The organism is Polaribacter cellanae, assembly GCF_017569185.1.
Lineage (GTDB): Bacteria > Bacteroidota > Bacteroidia > Flavobacteriales > Flavobacteriaceae > Polaribacter > Polaribacter cellanae.
Window position 1 is genome coordinate 418,715 of record NZ_CP071869.1, and the last position, 18,793, is coordinate 437,507.

Sequence of the window (18,793 nt, forward strand, 5' to 3'; positions counted from 1 at the left end):
TATCATAATTTATGAAAATTCTTTTTGTTTGTCAGCAATATATCCATGCAGCAAGATGGATCAATCAATTGAAAGATTCTGGTCACGAAATCTACCTTTTCGATTGCTTAGACGCACCAATACATAAAGATTTATTGTGGACGAATTACACCACAAATTGGAGTAAAAGAAAATTCGCAAAATTTAAAGGAGAGTATTTTTTAAAAAAGAAAACACCTAAATTTCATGAAAAAATAGCTCCATATTTACAGGTGACTGCTTCAGAAAAATTAGAAGAATTAATAAAAAAAATAAAACCAGATTTAGTGCATTCTTTAGAAATGCAATCGGAAACATATCCGCTATTAAAAGTTCGAAAGAAAATTACATTCAATTGGGCATATTTTTCTTGGGGAAGCGATTTGTATTTATATCAGCATAAAAAAGAGCATCAATATAAAATAAAAAATGTTTTAAAAGACGTAAACTATTTATTTACAGATAATAAAAGAGATGTTAACCTTGCAAAAGAACTGGACTTTAGAGGAAGTGAAATGCCAATTTTTCCTGGAGGAGGAGGTTATAAAATAGAAGAATATCAAAAATTTTCTTTATCAGTAGAAGAGAGAAAATTAATTTTGGTAAAAGGTTACGATCATTGGGCTGGCAAAGCATTATTCGTTTTAAACGCGCTAGAAATAATTGTTGAAGATATTCGAAACTTCGATATATATGTATATTCTGCTCATAATAAAGTGATTGATAAAATTAAAGAAATCAATAAAAAATATGCTGTTAATATTGAATATTCTTCGAGATACAATCAAATTTCGCACAACGAATTATTAGAGAAATTCGGAAAAGCTAAAATTGCCATTGGAAATAATATTTCAGATGGAATAGCCAATACTTTATTAGAAGCTATAATTTGTGGCGCATTTCCAATCCAATCCAATCCTGGAGGTGTAACTGAAGAATATATAAATAATGGCGAAAATGGTTTTTTAATTGAAAATCCAGAAGACGTTAAGGAAATTGCTTCAAAAATTAAAAAAGCATTAAATAATAATGCTTTATTAGAAAAAGCCTTCAACATAAATAAAGAGATTTCAGAAAAATTGGAGTATTCTAAAATTAAAAAAGAAGTTTTAGAAGCGTATAAAAAAATTGAAAAGGATATTTAATGAAAAAAATCTTATTCTTAGTAAACGCAGGTAAAATAACTTCAAATGAAAATGGTGGAGCATCTGTTTATTACAGTCATTTAGAATTGTTGTTTAAAGCTGGTTTCCATGTAGAAATGGTCGTTTTAGAATGGGAGAATCAGCAAATTTATATTGAAGAAGATTATAAAGAAGTTTCAAAATTTGTATCAGAAATTAGTAATTATAAAGTTATTTCAAAAAAACATAACAAAGGATTAAACAGAATTGTAGAAGCAATAACAAATCCTTCAAAATTTGAATATAATTTTATAAATAAAGAAAATTTCGATTTTTTAAAAAATAAAATTCAAAATAATAATATCGATTTAGTTTGGTGTGAGTGGAGGTGGAGTGCCATTTTAGCAACAAATTCAGCTTTAAAAATTCCAGTAATTTATGCACATCACGATTGGGAATACAAATTAGCAAAACTTAGGAAGAGAAGAAATTTTTTGCAGAAGTTCCATACTTTTCAAAAGAAACGAGTGGAAATGGATATTGTAAAAAAAGCGACTGCCTGTATTTCTGGTTCAATTACAGAAAAGGAAGAAATAGAAAAAATAGCTTCAAAAAAAGCTTTGTATTTACCAACAACTTATAAAGAAATTATTTTAAAGGAAAATAATTTAGAAAAAGCACCTTCAATAATGCACCTTGGTGGAATGAATACAACTGCAAACAGATTGGGTTTAGAACGTTTTTTAGACGTTTGTTGGGAAGATTTAAAACGAAAAATTCCAAACGTAAAACTAAAAGTTATTGGAAGTTTAAAACAAGCAACACCCACTTTATTAAAAAAATTAGAAGACCCACAAATTACATGTTTCGGATTTGTAAAGGATTTAAATAAAGTAATGATTCCAAAAGACATACACATTGTTCCTTGGGAATACAACACAGGTACAAGAACGAGAATTCCAGTAATTTTAAATTACGAACAAGTTTTAGTGGCAACCAAACCATCTGTGAGTTGTTACAAAGAAATTACACAGGAAAATAGTGTTTTGTGTAGTAATTTAGAAGAAATGACAGAAGAAATTGTGAATTTGTATTCTAACAAAGAAAGACTACATTTGTTAAGTAGCAAAGGAAAAGAGATCTTTTTAGAAACTTTTACAGCCGATAATCAATTCCAAAAACTAAAAACTTTTATACATAATTTAGTATGACATTTATAATTGCAGAAATTGCACAAGCACATGATGGAAGTTTAGGAATGGCACATGCATATATAAATGCTGTTGCGAAAACAGGTTGTAATGCTATTAAATTTCAAACACATATTGCTGAAGCAGAAAGCAGTATTCACGAACCTTTTCGTGTAAAGTTTTCCAAACAAGATGCCACAAGAATGGACTATTGGAAACGAATGGAATTCACTTTAGAACAATGGAAAGGATTAAAAAACCATTGTGATGATGTTGGTTTGGAATTTATGAGTTCGCCATTTAGTAATGCTGCAGTTGATTTATTAGAGGAAGTTGGGGTAAAACGATACAAAATAGGTTCAGGAGAAGTAAATAACTTTGTGTTATTAGAAAAAATAGCACAAACAAAAAAGCCCGTAATTATATCCTCTGGAATGAGTTCTTTTGAAGAATTAGACAAAACAGTTGCCTTTTTAAAATCGAGAAATGTAGAGTATTCTATATTACAATGTACAACTGCTTACCCAACAAAACCAACACAATTTGGTTTAAATGTACTTCAAGAATTAAAAGAGAGATATAATGTTTCAGTTGGTTTTTCAGACCATTCTTCTTCCATAGAAGCTTGTATTGTAGCCACAACTTTAGGGGCAGAAATTTTAGAATTTCATGTCGTATTTGATAAAGAAATGTTTGGACCCGATGCAAAAACATCATTAACAATGAAAGAAGCCAAAAAATTAGTTTCCGCCGTAAAAAATATTGAAACTGCCTTGCAAAATCCGATTGATAAATCAGATAATTCAAATTTTACGGAATTAAAATCAATTTTTGAAAAATCGTTAGCAGTTAATAAAAATTTAAAAAGAGGAAGTGTAATTACTTTTTCGGATTTAGAAACTAAAAAACCTAAAGGATTTGGTATCTTGGCAAGTGAATACGAAAATGTAATTGGTAAGAAATTAAATAAAGATGTAAACCAATGGGATTTTTTGAATTATGAAGATATAACAGAATAAAATGTCGATAAAAAAAATATGTGTAGTTGTAACTGCAAGACCGTCTTACAGTAGGATAAAAACAGCTTTAACAGCCATAAAAAATCACCCAGAATTAGAGTTACAATTGGTAATTGCAGGTGCTGCTTTATTAGGTAGATATGGAAATGCTGTCGATTTTATTGAAAATGATGGTTTTAAAATTGATGAAAAAGTTTTTATGGTTTTAGAAGGAGAAAACCCAACTTCAATGGCAAAAACAACAGGTTTGGGCGTAATGGAATTGGCAAATGTTTTTTACCGATTGCAACCAGACGCTGTTATTACAATTGCCGATCGTTTTGAAACAATTGCAACAAGTATTGCTGCTTCCTATCAAAATATTCCGTTAATACACATTCAAGGAGGAGAAGTTACAGGAAATATTGATGAAAAAGTACGGCACGCAAACACAAAATTAGCCGATTTACATTTGGTAGCTTCTGAAGATGCAAAAGAACGGATTTTAAAAATGGGAGAAAATCCTAAAATGATTTTTAATACAGGTTGTCCGTCTATAGATTTAGCTTCTGAAATTAAAAATAATCCTAAACTAGATTTTGATCCTATAGAAAAATATGGTGGTGTTGGAGCCGAAACAAAATGGAAAGATGAAGGTTACATTGTAGTAATGCAACATCCTGTAACTACAGAATATGCATCTGCCAGAAAAGATGTTGAACAAACTTTACAGGCAGTTTACGAATTAAATATTCCTACTTTTTGGTTTTGGCCAAATGTAGATGCTGGTTCAGATGGAACTTCAAATGGAATTAGAACTTTTAGAGAAATTAAAAAGCCAGAAAATATACATTTCTTTAAAAATATGGAACCGCAAGATTTTTTAAAATTATTAATAAATAGTAAATGTTTAATTGGTAATTCTAGTGCTGGTATTCGCGAATGTTCTTATTTAGGAGTTCCAGTTGTAAATATAGGAAGTCGTCAAAATAGAAGGCAAAGAGGAAATAACGTACTAAACTCTAGTTACGATAAAAATGAAATTATAAAAGCGATAGAAAACAGAATATCAGTAAAAAATATTACTTCAGAAAACATTTATGGAGATGGAAAATCTGGAGATAGAATTGCAGATATTTTGGCAAATACTGAATTAAGTTTTCATAAAACAATTATGTATTAATGAAAATATTAGGAATTATACCTGCAAGAGGAGGCTCTAAAGGAGTTCCACGTAAAAATATTAAATTATTAGGAGGGAAGCCATTAATAGCATACACAGCTGAAGTTGCTTTAAAAAGTAAATTTATAGATACCTTAATTTTAAGCTCGGAAAACGAAGAAATAATAGAGGTAGCCAAATCTTTAAATATTGAAGTCCCTTTTAAAAGACCAACAAATTTAGCATTAGACGCTTCACCAACTTTGCCAGTTATTTTGCATGCTTTAGAGTTTTATAAAAATCAAAATATATATTTCGATGCTGTTTGTTTATTGCAAACCACAAGTCCTTTTAGAACTGTTATGTTTTTAGATAAAGCAGTACAAACTTTTATAGAAAAAGACACGGATTCTTTATTTTCTGTACAACAAGTTCCTCATGAATACAATCCTCATTGGGTTTTTGAAGAAAAAGGAGATAAAACTTTACAAATTGCGACTGGCGAAAAGAAAATTATTACTCGAAGACAAGATTTACCCAAAGCATTTCATAGAGATGGAAGCATTTATGTTACTAAAACAAATGTTTTATTAGAGCAAAAATCTTTATTTGGCAATAGCATTTCTTACATAGAATCTCCAAAAGAATGGTATGTAAATATTGACACCTTAAACGATTGGGAAAAAGCGGAAAAAATAATTAAAAATAATTTTATTACTTAAGAAATCGAATTAAATAAGTGTTTTCATGAAAAGGGAATTTTTTTTTGTTTTAAAAACATTAAAATACTTTATTTTAACAGTAATAATAACATTACTACTTATAATTACAGTATATAATTATAAACGTTATAAAGTAAAATGTAAATTACAAAAAATTGCAATTAATAATTCAATCCTTATTATGGGGGATTCTGAAATGCAAAGATTACCACCAAGTTCATTTGAAAAAAAAACTTATAATTTTGCTAGTAAAGCAGAGCACTATTTTTTTACTTACTCAAAATTAAAGTATATTCTTTCTTTTAAAAAAAACAAAATAAAAAAAATAATTTTAGGTGTTTCTATTCATAATTTTGGCCACATGTATGAAAAATCATTTGATATTAAAAGAATTGAAGGTAAATTTGGATTGAGAAGGTTTATGATGTATTTTAATTTATTTGATAATGATTTTATAAATTCTATCCAATTGGTGAAAAACTTCTCTTATTTTATTGACGGATTATTGAGAGATCCAGATATGGGAGGTTACTATGAAAGTTTAAATAAAAATCCTGATAATTCAATTATGGATTTAACTTCTAAAGTGCATTTTACAAATAAAAATAAGATAGCAAATACTTTTTTTCAAGAGAAATATTTCAAAAAAATTATTCAAATATGTAAAGAAAACAATGCGAATTTAACAATAGTTTCAATGCCAGTTCATTCTAATTATAAAAAGAAAATTAACCCTTTTTATTTTAATTATTTAGAAAATTTAACTAAACCTAATAAGCATTATAAGTATTTAAATTTTTTAGACGAAAATACTAATGTTTATCATTTGTCGGATGCTAATCATTTGAATAAAGTAGGAGCTATCAAATATGCAACTTTAATAAATAACGCGGTTAATAATATAATTAAAAAGTAATGTTGTTCAATTCCATAGAATTTTTAATTTTCCTACCCATAGTATTTTTATTGTATTGGTTTGTTTTTAAGAAGTTAAGCATACAAAATGTTTTAATTTTAATTGCAAGTTATGTTTTCTATGGTTGGTGGGATTGGCGTTTTTTATCGCTAATTATTTTAAGTACAGTTGTAGATTATATTTTAGGTTTACAGCTAAAAAAGACAACTGAAAAGAAGCAAAGAAAACGATTACTAATTATTAGTCTTGTTTTTAATTTAGGCTTATTAGGTTTTTTTAAATATTATAATTTTTTTATAGATAATTGGATTGAAGCTTGGGAAGCTATCGGAGTAACCATGCATGCAAGCTCGTTAAATATTATTTTGCCTGTTGGAATCTCATTTTATACGTTTCAAACTTTAAGTTATACGATAGATGTATATAGAGAAAAATTAGAACCTACTAAAAACTTCATCGCATTTGCTTCTTTCGTAGCATTTTTTCCTCAATTAGTGGCAGGACCCATTGAAAGAGCAACTAATTTATTACCTCAATTTTATAAAAAAAGAGAATTCAATTACGATTTTGCTGTTTCTGGAATGAAACTAATTTTATGGGGATTGGTAAAAAAAGTCGTGATTGCAGATTCCTGTGCAGTTTTAGTCAACAGAATTTTCGAAAACCACCAAGATGAATCTGGTTTAGCACTTTGTATGGGAGCCATTTATTTTGCTTTTCAAATTTATTGCGATTTTTCTGGATACTCAGATATTGCAATTGGAACATCGCGATTATTTGGTTTTAAATTAATGCGAAACTTTAATTATCCTTATTTTTCTAGAGACATTGCAGAGTTTTGGAGAAGATGGCATATTTCTTTAAGCACGTGGTTTAGAGATTATTTATACATTCCATTAGGAGGTTCTAGAGGAAGTTTAAAAATTAAAATAAGAAATGTATTTGTTATCTTTTTAGTTAGTGGTTTTTGGCATGGAGCCAATTGGACATTTATTATTTGGGGAGGTTTAAACGCATTATTTTTCTTGCCATTATTAATAGGAGGTAAGAATAGAAAAAATTTAAATGAAGTAGCTGCAACTTCTATTTTACCGAGTTTTAAAGAAATTCTTCAAATTTTAGGAACTTTTACAATTACCACTTTTGCGTGGATATTTTTTAGAGCAACTTCATTAACGCAAGCTGTTGAGTACATTCAAAATATATTTAATTTTAATAACTTTATTCCAGATGTAATTCGACATAAAAAAATAATTCCATTTTTAGTGCTATTTGTAATTATGGAATGGTTTTCAAGAAGGCAAGAATATGCAATAGTTTTAGACAAAAAATACAGAATAGTATTTTATATGTTGTTTGCTTTTATGATTTTATATTATGCTTCTGTAGACGAAAAATCTTCATTTATCTATTTTCAATTTTAATAAATGAAGCGATTTATAATTAAAATATCATTTCTCATAATTGCCATAACTACAACTTATATTTTGCTAGGTTTTTTAGCAGATGGAACAACCGACCCTTTTTATTTAAGATTTACGAGCCCAAAACAAAAATCCCTAATTCTAGGAACTTCAAGAGCAGCTCAAGGGGTAAGGCCGGAAATTTTAGATTCAGTAATAGATAAAAAGATATTAAACCATTCGATTTATAATTTTGCATTTACAATTCTTCATAGTCCATATGGTGAAACATATTATAAAACCATAAAATCTAAATTAGGTGAGAATAGTTTTAATGGGCTGTTTATTTTATCTGTAGATCCTTGGTCAATTTCCCAAAAAACAAATTTAAATTACGATATCGAAAGTAAAAAAGAACTTTCTAAGCTTACTTTTTTTAATATGAATCCTAATTATGATTATTTAATAAATTCTTATAAAAACTCTATGTTTAACCTATTAATTAATAAGTTTAATAGAGATTCGACTTTACTGCTTCATAAAAATGGCTGGTTAGAAGTAAATATAAATATGGAGAAAGACGAGTTAAGAAAACGAACATTATCTAAGATAGAAGTATATAAAGAAAATGGGAAAAAATATAAAATTTCAGATAAAAGAATATTTTGGTTAGATAAAACTATACGTTTATTAAAAAAACATGGTCGAGTAATTTTAGTTCGTATACCAGTTAATAAAGAAATTTTGGCAATTGAAAATGAATTATGTGAAAATTTCGATTCAATTATTAACACTAGATTTAATAATTTATTGTATTTAAATTATAAAGAAGATTCAAATAATTACACTTTTGTAGACGGAAACCATTTATACAAAGCATCTGGAAAAATATTTTCTAAAAAATTAGCAAACGACATAAATAATTTATTTTTTAATGAATAAATTCTTGAAACATATTGCTATTATAATAAGTGTTTTGTTACTACTTATTACTGTGTATGTTGGAGAAACATTCTTTGCCAATTATAATCATAAAATAGATTATCCTGCAGCAATTATAGATAAGTATAAAAGATTAGACTCTTTAAAAGATACTTCTAAAATTATTATTGCTGGTGGGTCAAGTTCTTCTTATAGCATAAATAGTAAACTTTTAGGGAAAACGTTTTTAAAGCCAGTAATAAACACAAGTTTGGCAATGAGTTTAGGAAGTAGATATCATTTAAACTTAACAAAAAAATATCTAACAAAAGGAGATGTTATTCTTTATATTCCTGAATATGAATATTATTATGGAAAAGAAAATGGAGACGATTTTTTATATACTACGCTTTTTTATGCCCCAGCTATTTTTAAAGATTTTACACAATTTCAAAAGAAATCTTTTTTTAAGAAAGCAATTCGATTGTCAACAAAATTTTATATAAGTTTATTAAAGAAAAAAGAAGCAACTCCAACACAATATAAAAGAGAATCTTATAATTATTTAGGAGATAATATTAGTTTGGTCTCTGTAAATGATTCAAAAATAAAAGCTGAAAAAATTAATAGATATCAAAAATTAAAAAGTAAAGAAATTAGTAGGAAATTTGTGACTTTTTTACAAAAAATGAATCTTATTTGTAAGGAGAAAGACGTTCAATTAATTATAACTTTTCCACCTTTAGAAAAATCTCAATTTGATAATCATTTTTTACAAGATATAAACGAGTTAAGAAAGGAAACCAACCTTATATTTGTTGGCGACCCAACAGATTATTTATATGGTGCAGATTTGTTTTATGACAGTAGTTATCATTTGAATGGAGAAGGAAGAAAAATAAGAACAAAAAAATTAATAGAAACACTTAAAAATAAGTTGTAAAATGTGTGGAATTGCTGGTGTTGTTGGAGAAAATATACAGAAAGAAAGTATTTATAAAATGCTACTTTCTCAAACACATCGTGGACCAGATGATACAGGTATTTGGGAAGAAGAAAATGTAGTTTTAGGACATAATAGATTGGCAATTATCGATTTAAGAGCAACATCAAACCAACCTTTTACAGATAATTCAAACAGATATCACTTAGTTTTTAATGGAGAAATTTACAATTATTTAGAGTTAAGAAATGAACTAAATTATAACTTTAAAACAAATTCCGATACAGAAGTTTTATTAGCTGCTTATTTAGAATGGGGCAAAGATTGTTTGCATAAATTAAATGGAATGTTCTCGTTCGCGATTTGGGATGTTAAAGAAGAAAAATTATTCGCTGCCAGAGATCGTTTTGGAGTAAAACCTTTTTTTTACACACAAATTGACAATAAATTAATTTTTTCATCAGAAATAAAGGCAATTCACGCTTTTGGACTTCAAAAAACTCCTAATAGAAAAGTCTGGGCAAATTATTTTGCATTTGGTAGTTATGGATTGCCAAACGAAACTTTTTGGGAAGATATTTCTCAATTATCTGGAGGACACTATTTAGAATATTCAAACAAGAATTCAAAAATTGAAAAATGGTATTTCTTTGAAAAAGAAGTTGAAAAATATCAAGAAAAATATACATATGAAGAAGTAAAATCTAAATATTCTAATCTTTTAAAACAAAGTATTCGATGGCGTTTTAGATCAGACGTTGCTGTAGGCTTTAATTTAAGTGGAGGTTTAGATAGTTCTGCATTATTAGCATTTGTAAATCAGCAAGAAAATAGCGAAAATATAAAAGCATTTACTTTTTATACGGATGATAAAAGGTATGACGAACTTGCCTGGGTAGAAGAAATGATTGGAATTACAAAAAATCCATTGGTTAAAATACTTCTAAAATCAGATGAAGTTGAAGAATTAAGCAAAAAAATAACACATTATCAAGATGAGCCTTTTGGAGGAATACCAACTTTAGCATACGCTAAAATTTTTGAGCAAGCTAGAAAAGAAAATATTTTGGTTTTGTTAGATGGACAAGGAATGGATGAGCAATGGGCAGGTTACGATTATTATCTTAAAAAAAAAGATACAAACATTATTCAAGGAGTAAATAAATCGCCTTTTAAAAAAGACGTTCTATCAAAAGAATTTTTGGCTTTGGCAGAAAAACCAACCTACCCCAAACCATTTAAAGACAATTTGTTAAATAAACAATACAGAGATTTATTTTATACAAAAATACCAAGGGCTTTGCGTTTTAACGATAGGGTTTCTATGGCAAGTAGCACAGAATTAAGAGAACCTTTTTTAGATTATAATTTGGTTGAATTTGCGTTTGCACAACCTTTGGAATATAAAATTAAAAATGAAATTCAGAAAAAAGTATTAAGAGATATTGTTTCAGAATTTTTAAGCGATTCAATTACATACGCACCAAAAAGACCTTTACAAACACCACAAAGAGAATGGTTAGGAAATGATTTAAAAGATTTTGTTTCTATAAAATTACAAAAAATTAAAGAAAGTAGTTTTTCTAATTGGTTTGATTTTGATAAATTAGAACAAGAATGGCAAAACTATATAGAGGGAGATAACGATTCTAGTTTTCATATTTGGCAATGGTTAAGTTTAGCATTAATTTTAAACGAGAATACCAATTAATGAAAAAAATCATCATCATATTCCCAAGAGGAGAATCTATAAAAAACTTTGTGTATTCTGGCATTACAGATGCATTAAGAGAAGAATATAAAGTCTTTTTTTTCTCTGTGGTTCCCAATAAAGAAATTAAAAAATATTTAGTTGCTAAATGTGATGAATTTTATGAATTAGAAGAAGAGCTTCAGCAAAATAAATATGCAAATGAGTTGCTAAAAATTCTTCAAATTGCACATTTGAATAAACTGAACTCTGTAACTGGGAATTTAAAAATCGTAAAAGACGATTTGTTAAGTAAAAAGTCAATAAAATCTACTCTTGTTCGGAAATTTAGGAAATTAATTGCCTCTTTTTATACATCTGAAAGTGCTTTAGTAAAATTAACAGAAAGGTTTGAACGTGCAAATTTTAAAAATCCCAAAGTTTTAGAGTTAGAAAATGTTTTATTAAAGATAAAACCAGATTTGGTATTTAACACGTCTCATATTCATAATTCAATTTCTTTAAATTTAATGTATGCTGTTAAAAAGCTAAAAATAAAAACAGCAACTTTTCTTTTTTCTTGGGATAATTTAACTTCACAAGGAAGAATTATTCCTACTTACAACGTTTATTTTACATGGAATGATAAGATTAAGAGAGATTTACTAAAAATTTATCCAACTATAAAAGAAGAAAACGTGTTTGTGACAGGAACACCACAATTCGATTTTCATTTTAATGAAAAATTTATAGATTCTAAAGAAGAACTATATCGTTTTTTGAAGATTCCTTTAGAAAAGAAAATCATTTTGTATTCCACAGGCATGGCTTATTACACTCCTAAAGAGCATATAATTGTTGAAGAAATAGAAAAAGTATTAAGAAAAATAGACGATAATCTTCAATTAGTAGTAAGAATTTACGCAAAAGACGATAATACAGCCTATTATAAATTAAGAGATTCGAATCCTAATATTTGCATTCCAGATCACTTTTGGGAACTCAATCATTTAACCCCAACTTTAAAAGATATTACACTGTTTAATAGTTTATTGAACCATTGTTCTATGGGTGTTAATGTAGCATCTACAGTTTCTTTAGATTTGGCAGTTTTAAACAAGCCAGTTATAAATATTGCTTTTAATCCGCCAAATGAAAACATTTATCCGAACGATTATGAGAAGATTTACGAATTCGATCATTACAAACCAATCGTAAAAAGTGGAGCGATAAGTTTAGTAAAAAGTACAGGTAAGTTAAAAGAACAAATTATAACTTATTTAAAGAATACTTCTTACAAAGAAAAAGAGAGAAAAGATTTAGTAAACTCATTTTTTGGAAATGAGCTAAAAAAGGATAAAAAACATACATTTGTTCGTATATTTAATTCACTTTTAAAATAAATAGAAGTTTGCAAATTACTTTAGTTGTCTTTAATGATATAAATAATGTTAAGTGGGAATTTGGCCATAAAATAGCCATTTCTTATACAACGAAATCTTTATGGAATGCAAGAGAAAGCATTTTAAAATTAGAAGCGACACATATTTTATTTTGGGATTTATCTATTGGGAATTTGCCCGCCAAAAATCAATTAGAAAAATCGATTAATTCTAAGGGTAATTTATGGCATATTGGATCTAAAGTTGGTTTAAAAGAGAAACCATTTTTGTTAGATGCTATTCAGCCTACAAGTATGTTGCATTTATCTATCAATCACAAAATAAACCACAGTTCTTGGAAAAATACCTTTAAAGGTTGTTTGCTTGAAAAGCGTGTTTTCGATTTTATAAATGCATCCAAATATTCAAATTCTTTAGATATTATAGGTTTAGATTTTGGTTATAAAGCAATGAAATCTGGAGTAATCACAAGATATTCAGCAATTTTATCAGAAAATATAGAAATTAAAAAAACATCATTAAAATTAAAAGAAGAGCTATTGTTTATCAGAAATAATTTTGATACAAAAGCCTTTTTATGGACATACATTACAAATTTATTTAAAATTTCGCCGATTTCGCTTTACAAAACATTTTCAAAAAAAGAAAAGGGAGTACTAAAAGTTTTCCAACATTCTAAAGAAGAAGATATTTTAGTAAATAAAGACATTTCTACTTCAATAGTTATTGCAACTTTAGAACGTTACGAAGTTTTAAAAAATGAATTAAAGGAATTGCAGGAATTAAATCCTGCTCCAAATGAAATTATTATTGTAGATCAAACTCCAAAAGAAAAGAGAGAGACTACTTTTTTAGAAGAGTTTTCAAATTTACCAATTATTTACTTAAAGACAGACAAAATAGGGCAATGTTCTGCAAGAAATTTGGGCATAAAAACAGCTACGAATAAGTTTGTTTGGTTTTTAGATGACGATATGGAAGAAATTCCTGTTAATTATCTACAAAAGCACTTAGAAACAATTTATAATTTAAATGCAGATATTTCTTGTGGAATCCCAGATGAGATTGGTACAAATTATATCAATAGAAACATCCCAAAAATAGAATTATCAAACGGATTTCCAACAAACGATGTTTTAGTTAAAAGAGATTTATTAATTGAAGTTGGTGGCTTTGACGAAAAAATGAATCAACTACAAAGCGAAGACGAAGAATTGGGTTTACGTTGTATAAAAAATGGCGCATTAAATGTTAAAAATAATCAGTTAAGAATTGTTCACCTAAGAGCAAGTAGAGGAGGTTTAAGAAGCCATAATGTACGAAAAACAACATTTTCTTCATCTAGAAATAGTTTGTTTCAGAGACGTTTTTTACATTATTCAGAAATTTATTTAAGTTTAAAGCATTTTTCGAAAACACAAGTTCGAAAATATAAATTATTAAATATTAGAGGTACTTTTATTGTAAGAGGTAATTTTGTAAAAAAAATGTTGAAAACTTTAATAGGTTTTTTATTATTGCCACATACTATCTATAAGACAAATAAAAACACGAAATCTGCAATAAAAATCTTAAATAAAAAAAATGAATCAATTTAATTATTTTATTAAAGATGTTAAAAGAATATTTGCAGTAAGATATTTAAAGTTAGTCTACACTTGGCAAAATCGGTTTTTTGCTGGTATTTTTATTTTTATAAAGCTTAGTAATAGAATTAAGATAGGAGTCCCTACATACATAGTTCTTTTGTTTGATAAAGAAAAAGGTAATTTAACAGGAGTTCCAGCAAAATTATTATTATGAAAATTCTCCAAATAATAGATCGTTTAGAAGTTGGAGGTGCAGAGCGTGTATTTATAGACTTAACGAATTTACTTTATAAATCAAAAAAAGTAGAAGTATCGATATTAACATTCGATAATAGAGGAGGTTTGTATAAATATTTAAATCCCCAAATTAATAAAATAGATTTTAAGCGAAAAAATAAGTTTAATTTATTTACGGCTTATAAACTCTCAAAAATTTTAAGAAACTACGACATTTTACATGTGCATATGATACATGTTTTTAAGTATGTTAAATTTATATGTTTAATTTTTAACATTAAAACGAAACTTGTTTTACAAGATCATTATGGTAAAAACTCAACAGATAAAAAAATTCCTAAATATTTAAATACTTTTTTAAAGCCAAAATATTATATAGGGGTTTCTGAAGAGTTAATAGATTGGGCAAAAGAAAGGTTAAACGTTTTTAATAGTTATAAACTAACCAACATAGTAATAAAAGAAAAACATTTAGAGATTACAAATGATAAAAAAGGATTTGTAATCGTAGGAAATATAAAACCAATAAAAAATCAGCTATTTGCAATTCAATTAGTAATATTAATGAATGAAGAACTTACAATTGTTGGAAAAATTCAAGATTATGATTATTACAATAAATTATTAGCTTTAATTAACAAATCTAATTATAAAAATAAAGTTCATTTTATTCATGATGTCAACAATGTTCAACCATTGCTAAGCCAATTTAAATTGGGGTTAATGACTTCGATTTCCGAAAGTGGACCTTTGGTTTTAATTGAATATTTAGCTCAAAACTTACCTTTTTTATCTTATGAAACAGGAGAAGTTAGCCAAAATTTGAAAAAAGAGATTCCGAGTTTTTTTATTAAAAATTTTATTTTAAATGAATGGCAAGAAAAAATTAACTTAATAAATAATAAAACTGAAGCTTTAGAAGAGTTGTATACTAAACATTATTCTGAAAAAAAATATACAAATGAATGTTTAAAAATATATCAAAAAATAAAAAACTCTTAGTAATATCAGATACTGGTATTTTAAGAAATGAAAAAGGTTTTAGAGCGTTTGGTCCTGTTGTTAAGGAACTAAATCATTTACTAGAAATTTTTGACGAAATCACTTGGATTGGATTTGAAAAAATAAGTCAAAAAAATAATGGTTCTTATATTGCCATTTCTAATAATAAGATAAAACCTATCTTACTTAAAGAAGTTGGAGGTAAATCTTTAAAATCTAAAATAAATATATTAACATCTTATCCTTTAATGTTTAATATAATATTAAAAGAAGTAAAAAAACATACCTTTATACATACTAGAGCCCCTTCTAACCCTGCATTAATTGCTATGTTTATTTCTTTATTTTATCTTAAGAAAAAATTTTGGCACAAGTATGCCGGAAGTTGGATTGATAATGCTCCTTTATTTTATAAATTTCAAAGAGAAGTTTTAAAAAAAATGAAAAGTAATAGTGTAATTACTATCAATGGAAGTTTTTCAAATAAAAAAAATATTATACCTTTCGAAAACCCTTGTTTAGATGAGAATGATAGAATTTACGGAAAAACAGTTTTAAAAAATAAATCTCTTTCATATTCAATAAATTTTTGTTTCGTTGGTGCATTAACCTCAAAAAAAGGTGTTGATGATATTATAAACGCTTTTAAAAAAATAGATTCAACCAAAATAGGAGAAATACATTTTGTAGGGGATAGTTTGGATAGAGAAAAATATTTAAAGGAATCGAAAAATATTAAGTATAAAATAGTTTTTCATGGCTTTCTAGAAAAGAATCAAGTAAAAAATATTTATAAGAAAACACATTTTATATTATTACCATCTAAAAGCGAAGGTTTTCCTAAAGTTATTGGTGAAGCAATGAATTATGGAGCTGTTCCAATTGTATCTAATATTTCTTGTATAGAACAGTATATAAAAAATAATAAGAATGGTTTTTTATTAGAAAAACCTTTCTCACTAAATTTAATGAATGCAATAAAAGAAAGTTTAAAATTAGAAAACCAAACATTTTTAAGTTGGATAAACTTTAATTATAAATTATCAGGAAAATTCACGTATTCTTACTATAATAAAAGAGTAAAAAAAGATATTTTTAACATCGAATAAAACTATTTTATATTTTGATTAATAAATTTACTGATAATAAATTATTACTAATAGCTATCCATATAATAATTGGTTATTTAGCAACTTTTACATGGTTTCCAAAACCATTTGGATTAGGAGTAATAGGATTTTGTGTTTTTTTTGTTGTGAAAGCTAAAAATAATAATGAAGAATCTTTTTTGTTAGCAATGTATATTGCAGGTGCAGAGGTTTTTATAAGGATGACTAAAGGTTTTGTATTTTATGAAACAGGAAAATATAGTGTTATTCTTTTACTCATTTTAGGAATTTTTTTGGGTGAGTTTAAACAAAAATTTGGAGTTCAATATATATTTTATTTGTTACTACTTACTTTAGGAATTGTTTTTACACAAGTTCCAGATGGAGAATCTATTAGAAATGCCATAGTTTTTAATTTAAGTGGACCTGTTGTTTTAGGAGTTGCTGCTTTGTATTTTTATAAAAGGCCTATAAAAATTGAGACAATTTTAAATAGTTTGTATTTTATGATTCTACCAATTTTCTCAATGATTGCTTTTCTATATTTTAGAACACCAGAAATAAGTGAAATTGTTTTTGGAGGTGGAGCAAATTTTGAAACATCTGGAGGCTTTGGTCCAAATCAAGTTGCTACTGCCATTGGAGTAGGAATATTTATAATTATTGTATTTATAGTTTTAAAAGTGAAGTTAACGGGTTTTTTATTTTTAGACATTCTTTTTCTAGCATACTTTATTTTCAGAGGTTTGTTAACATTTTCAAGAGGAGGTATTATTACTGGTTTTATAGCAATGATATTTTTTTCTTTTTTTTATTTCTTACACAAAAAAGGTTCTTTAAAGTTATTTTTCAACTACTTTTTAATTGGCGGTATATTTATTATTGCTATTTGGGTCTATACTTCAAATATTACTGGAGGTATGTTAGATAATAGGTATGCAGGTAAAAATGCGATTGGTGTTGAAAAAAAAGATATTACCTCTGGGAGATTAGATATATTAGAAGAACAATTGAATAGTTTTTTAATTTCTCCATTAGGTATCGGAGTAGGTAATGGGAAATTTAAAAGAGAATTAAGTGATAAAAAAATTACTGCTGCATCGCATAATGAAGCTGGAAGATTGGTAGAAGAACATGGTATAATAGGGGTTGTAATTCTCGTAGGTCTTATGATTATTCCTTTATTAAATTTTTTTTATTTTAATAATTTACAAAGAGCATTTATTATTTCTTTTTACCTATTTTGGATTTTAACAATTAATCATTCTGCAATGAGAATTGCATTTCCAGGATTAGTTTATGCTTTAAGTTTAATAAAAATTAAAGAGAACGATTACAATACCAGTATAGAAAATGAATAAGAATATTTTATATATCGGAAATAACTTAGGTAAGCAATCAAAATATAAAACTACATTAGAGACATTAAGTTTTTTATTAAGGGAAGAAAAATTTAGTTTAAAATTATCGTCAGATAAGAAGAATAAAATTGTTAGGTTATTTGACATGATTTTTACTATTTTTAAAAATAGGAGAAATACAGACTACATTCTAATAGACACTTTTAGTACAACAAGTTTCTATTTTGCCTTTATAGTATCTCAATTATCTAGATTTTATAGAATTAAATATTTACCTATATTACATGGAGGTAATTTGCCTTATAGATTAGACAAATCTCAAAGAATTTCTAAATTACTTTTTAATAATTCAGACAAAAATATAGCGCCTTCAAATTACCTGAAAAGTGAGTTTGAAAAAAGAGGCTTTAAAGTGGTTTATATTCCTAATACAATTGAAATTGAAAAGTATACTTTTACATATAGAAACTTTTTAAAACCAAACTTATTGTGGGTTAGATCTTTTAAAGAATTGTATAATCCTACTTTAGCAATAGAAGTTCTACTTCTATTAAAAAGTGAATTTCCTTTAGCAAAATTATGTATGGTTGGCCCTGAAATTGATGATTCTTTTGAGCAAACAAAAAAAATGGTCTCTAAGTATAATTTAGAAAGTTCTGTAAAATTTACAGGAACTCTTCCTTCAAAAGAATGGCATAAAGCTTCTGAGTCTTATGACATTTTTATAAATACTACAAATTTTGACAATACACCTATAAGCGTTATGGAGGCAATGGCTTTAGGGTTAGTAATAGTGTCTACTAATGCTGGTGGTATGCCTTATTTAATAACTAATAATAAAAACGGAATTTTAGTAGAGAAAGGGAATTCGAAACAAATGGCACGTGAAATAATAAAGATAATAAAATCAAATAAGATTATCTTAGCAACAAAAGCGAGAGAAGAAGTGGAAAATTTTGGTTGGAATAATGTTAAAAACAAATGGTTATCTATTTTAAAATAGAA

At 26.8% G+C, this 18,793-nt stretch carries 16 protein-coding genes; all 16 read left to right on the forward strand.

The window, feature by feature from the left end; all coding sequences use genetic code 11:
• Positions 1–11 precede the first annotated feature (11 nt).
• The 16 genes from J3359_RS01865 (at position 12) to J3359_RS01940 (ending at position 18,791) form a co-directional block, all read left to right on the forward strand.
• The gene (locus J3359_RS01865) at positions 12–1,163 is read left to right on the forward strand and encodes a glycosyltransferase (RefSeq protein ID WP_208079058.1); all 1,152 of its coding nucleotides are present in this window, start codon (positions 12–14) and stop codon (positions 1,161–1,163) included.
• Entirely contained in the window at positions 1,163–2,353 is a 1,191-nt protein-coding gene (locus tag J3359_RS01870) for a glycosyltransferase (protein ID WP_208079059.1), read from the forward strand. The genes J3359_RS01865 and J3359_RS01870 overlap by 1 nt, the downstream gene beginning before the upstream one ends.
• On the forward strand, positions 2,350–3,351 hold the full coding sequence (locus J3359_RS01875; RefSeq protein ID WP_208079060.1) for an N-acetylneuraminate synthase family protein: 1,002 nt from the start codon (positions 2,350–2,352) through the stop codon (positions 3,349–3,351). The genes J3359_RS01870 and J3359_RS01875 overlap by 4 nt, the downstream gene beginning before the upstream one ends.
• A 1-nt stretch (position 3,352) precedes the next feature.
• The gene (gene neuC, locus J3359_RS01880) at positions 3,353–4,513 is read left to right on the forward strand and encodes a UDP-N-acetylglucosamine 2-epimerase (RefSeq protein ID WP_208079061.1); all 1,161 of its coding nucleotides are present in this window, start codon (positions 3,353–3,355) and stop codon (positions 4,511–4,513) included.
• Positions 4,513–5,214, forward strand: coding sequence for an acylneuraminate cytidylyltransferase family protein (locus tag J3359_RS01885; RefSeq protein WP_208079062.1), 702 nt, complete (start codon positions 4,513–4,515; stop codon positions 5,212–5,214). The genes neuC and J3359_RS01885 overlap by 1 nt, the downstream gene beginning before the upstream one ends.
• A gap of 361 nt (positions 5,215–5,575) precedes the next feature.
• On the forward strand, positions 5,576–6,130 hold the full coding sequence (locus J3359_RS01890; RefSeq protein WP_208079063.1) for a hypothetical protein: 555 nt from the start codon (positions 5,576–5,578) through the stop codon (positions 6,128–6,130).
• On the forward strand, positions 6,130–7,554 hold the full coding sequence (locus J3359_RS01895; RefSeq protein ID WP_208079064.1) for an MBOAT family O-acyltransferase: 1,425 nt from the start codon (positions 6,130–6,132) through the stop codon (positions 7,552–7,554). Before J3359_RS01890 ends, J3359_RS01895 begins: the two co-directional genes overlap by 1 nt.
• 3 nt (positions 7,555–7,557) lie before the next feature.
• The gene (locus tag J3359_RS01900; protein ID WP_208079065.1) at positions 7,558–8,475 is read left to right on the forward strand and encodes a hypothetical protein; all 918 of its coding nucleotides are present in this window, start codon (positions 7,558–7,560) and stop codon (positions 8,473–8,475) included.
• The gene (locus J3359_RS01905; protein ID WP_208079066.1) at positions 8,468–9,397 is read left to right on the forward strand and encodes a hypothetical protein; all 930 of its coding nucleotides are present in this window, start codon (positions 8,468–8,470) and stop codon (positions 9,395–9,397) included. Before J3359_RS01900 ends, J3359_RS01905 begins: the two co-directional genes overlap by 8 nt.
• A 1-nt stretch (position 9,398) precedes the next feature.
• The gene (gene asnB / locus J3359_RS01910) at positions 9,399–11,108 is read left to right on the forward strand and encodes an asparagine synthase (glutamine-hydrolyzing) (protein ID WP_208079067.1); all 1,710 of its coding nucleotides are present in this window, start codon (positions 9,399–9,401) and stop codon (positions 11,106–11,108) included.
• Positions 11,108–12,490, forward strand: coding sequence for a hypothetical protein (locus tag J3359_RS01915; RefSeq protein WP_208079068.1), 1,383 nt, complete (start codon positions 11,108–11,110; stop codon positions 12,488–12,490). The genes asnB and J3359_RS01915 overlap by 1 nt, the downstream gene beginning before the upstream one ends.
• 8 nt (positions 12,491–12,498) lie before the next feature.
• Complete coding sequence (locus tag J3359_RS01920; protein ID WP_208079069.1) at positions 12,499–14,088, forward strand: glycosyltransferase family 2 protein; 1,590 nt, start codon at positions 12,499–12,501, stop codon at positions 14,086–14,088.
• Positions 14,089–14,289: 201 nt separating this feature from the next.
• A complete protein-coding gene (locus J3359_RS01925) occupies positions 14,290–15,318 on the forward strand; it encodes a glycosyltransferase (protein WP_208079070.1) in 1,029 nt (342 codons plus the stop codon).
• On the forward strand, positions 15,282–16,427 hold the full coding sequence (locus J3359_RS01930) for a glycosyltransferase (protein ID WP_208079071.1): 1,146 nt from the start codon (positions 15,282–15,284) through the stop codon (positions 16,425–16,427). The genes J3359_RS01925 and J3359_RS01930 overlap by 37 nt, the downstream gene beginning before the upstream one ends.
• Positions 16,428–16,441: 14 nt before the next feature.
• Complete coding sequence (locus J3359_RS01935) at positions 16,442–17,788, forward strand: O-antigen ligase family protein (RefSeq protein ID WP_208079072.1); 1,347 nt, start codon at positions 16,442–16,444, stop codon at positions 17,786–17,788.
• The gene (locus J3359_RS01940) at positions 17,781–18,791 is read left to right on the forward strand and encodes a glycosyltransferase family 4 protein (RefSeq protein WP_208079073.1); all 1,011 of its coding nucleotides are present in this window, start codon (positions 17,781–17,783) and stop codon (positions 18,789–18,791) included. Before J3359_RS01935 ends, J3359_RS01940 begins: the two co-directional genes overlap by 8 nt.
• The last annotated feature ends 2 nt before the right edge of the window (positions 18,792–18,793 follow it).

Coding starts and splice junctions, on each gene's coding strand:
- J3359_RS01865 (WP_208079058.1), top strand. CDS start 12: ATGAAAATTCTTTTTGTTTGTCAGCAATATATCCATGCAGCAAGATGG.
- J3359_RS01870 (WP_208079059.1), top strand. CDS start 1,163: ATGAAAAAAATCTTATTCTTAGTAAACGCAGGTAAAATAACTTCAAAT.
- J3359_RS01875 (WP_208079060.1), top strand. CDS start 2,350: ATGACATTTATAATTGCAGAAATTGCACAAGCACATGATGGAAGTTTA.
- neuC (WP_208079061.1), top strand. CDS start 3,353: ATGTCGATAAAAAAAATATGTGTAGTTGTAACTGCAAGACCGTCTTAC.
- J3359_RS01885 (WP_208079062.1), top strand. CDS start 4,513: ATGAAAATATTAGGAATTATACCTGCAAGAGGAGGCTCTAAAGGAGTT.
- J3359_RS01890 (WP_208079063.1), top strand. CDS start 5,576: ATGTATGAAAAATCATTTGATATTAAAAGAATTGAAGGTAAATTTGGA.
- J3359_RS01895 (WP_208079064.1), top strand. CDS start 6,130: ATGTTGTTCAATTCCATAGAATTTTTAATTTTCCTACCCATAGTATTT.
- J3359_RS01900 (WP_208079065.1), top strand. CDS start 7,558: ATGAAGCGATTTATAATTAAAATATCATTTCTCATAATTGCCATAACT.
- J3359_RS01905 (WP_208079066.1), top strand. CDS start 8,468: ATGAATAAATTCTTGAAACATATTGCTATTATAATAAGTGTTTTGTTA.
- asnB (WP_208079067.1), top strand. CDS start 9,399: ATGTGTGGAATTGCTGGTGTTGTTGGAGAAAATATACAGAAAGAAAGT.
- J3359_RS01915 (WP_208079068.1), top strand. CDS start 11,108: ATGAAAAAAATCATCATCATATTCCCAAGAGGAGAATCTATAAAAAAC.
- J3359_RS01925 (WP_208079070.1), top strand. CDS start 14,290: ATGAAAATTCTCCAAATAATAGATCGTTTAGAAGTTGGAGGTGCAGAG.
- J3359_RS01930 (WP_208079071.1), top strand. CDS start 15,282: ATGTTTAAAAATATATCAAAAAATAAAAAACTCTTAGTAATATCAGAT.
- J3359_RS01940 (WP_208079073.1), top strand. CDS start 17,781: ATGAATAAGAATATTTTATATATCGGAAATAACTTAGGTAAGCAATCA.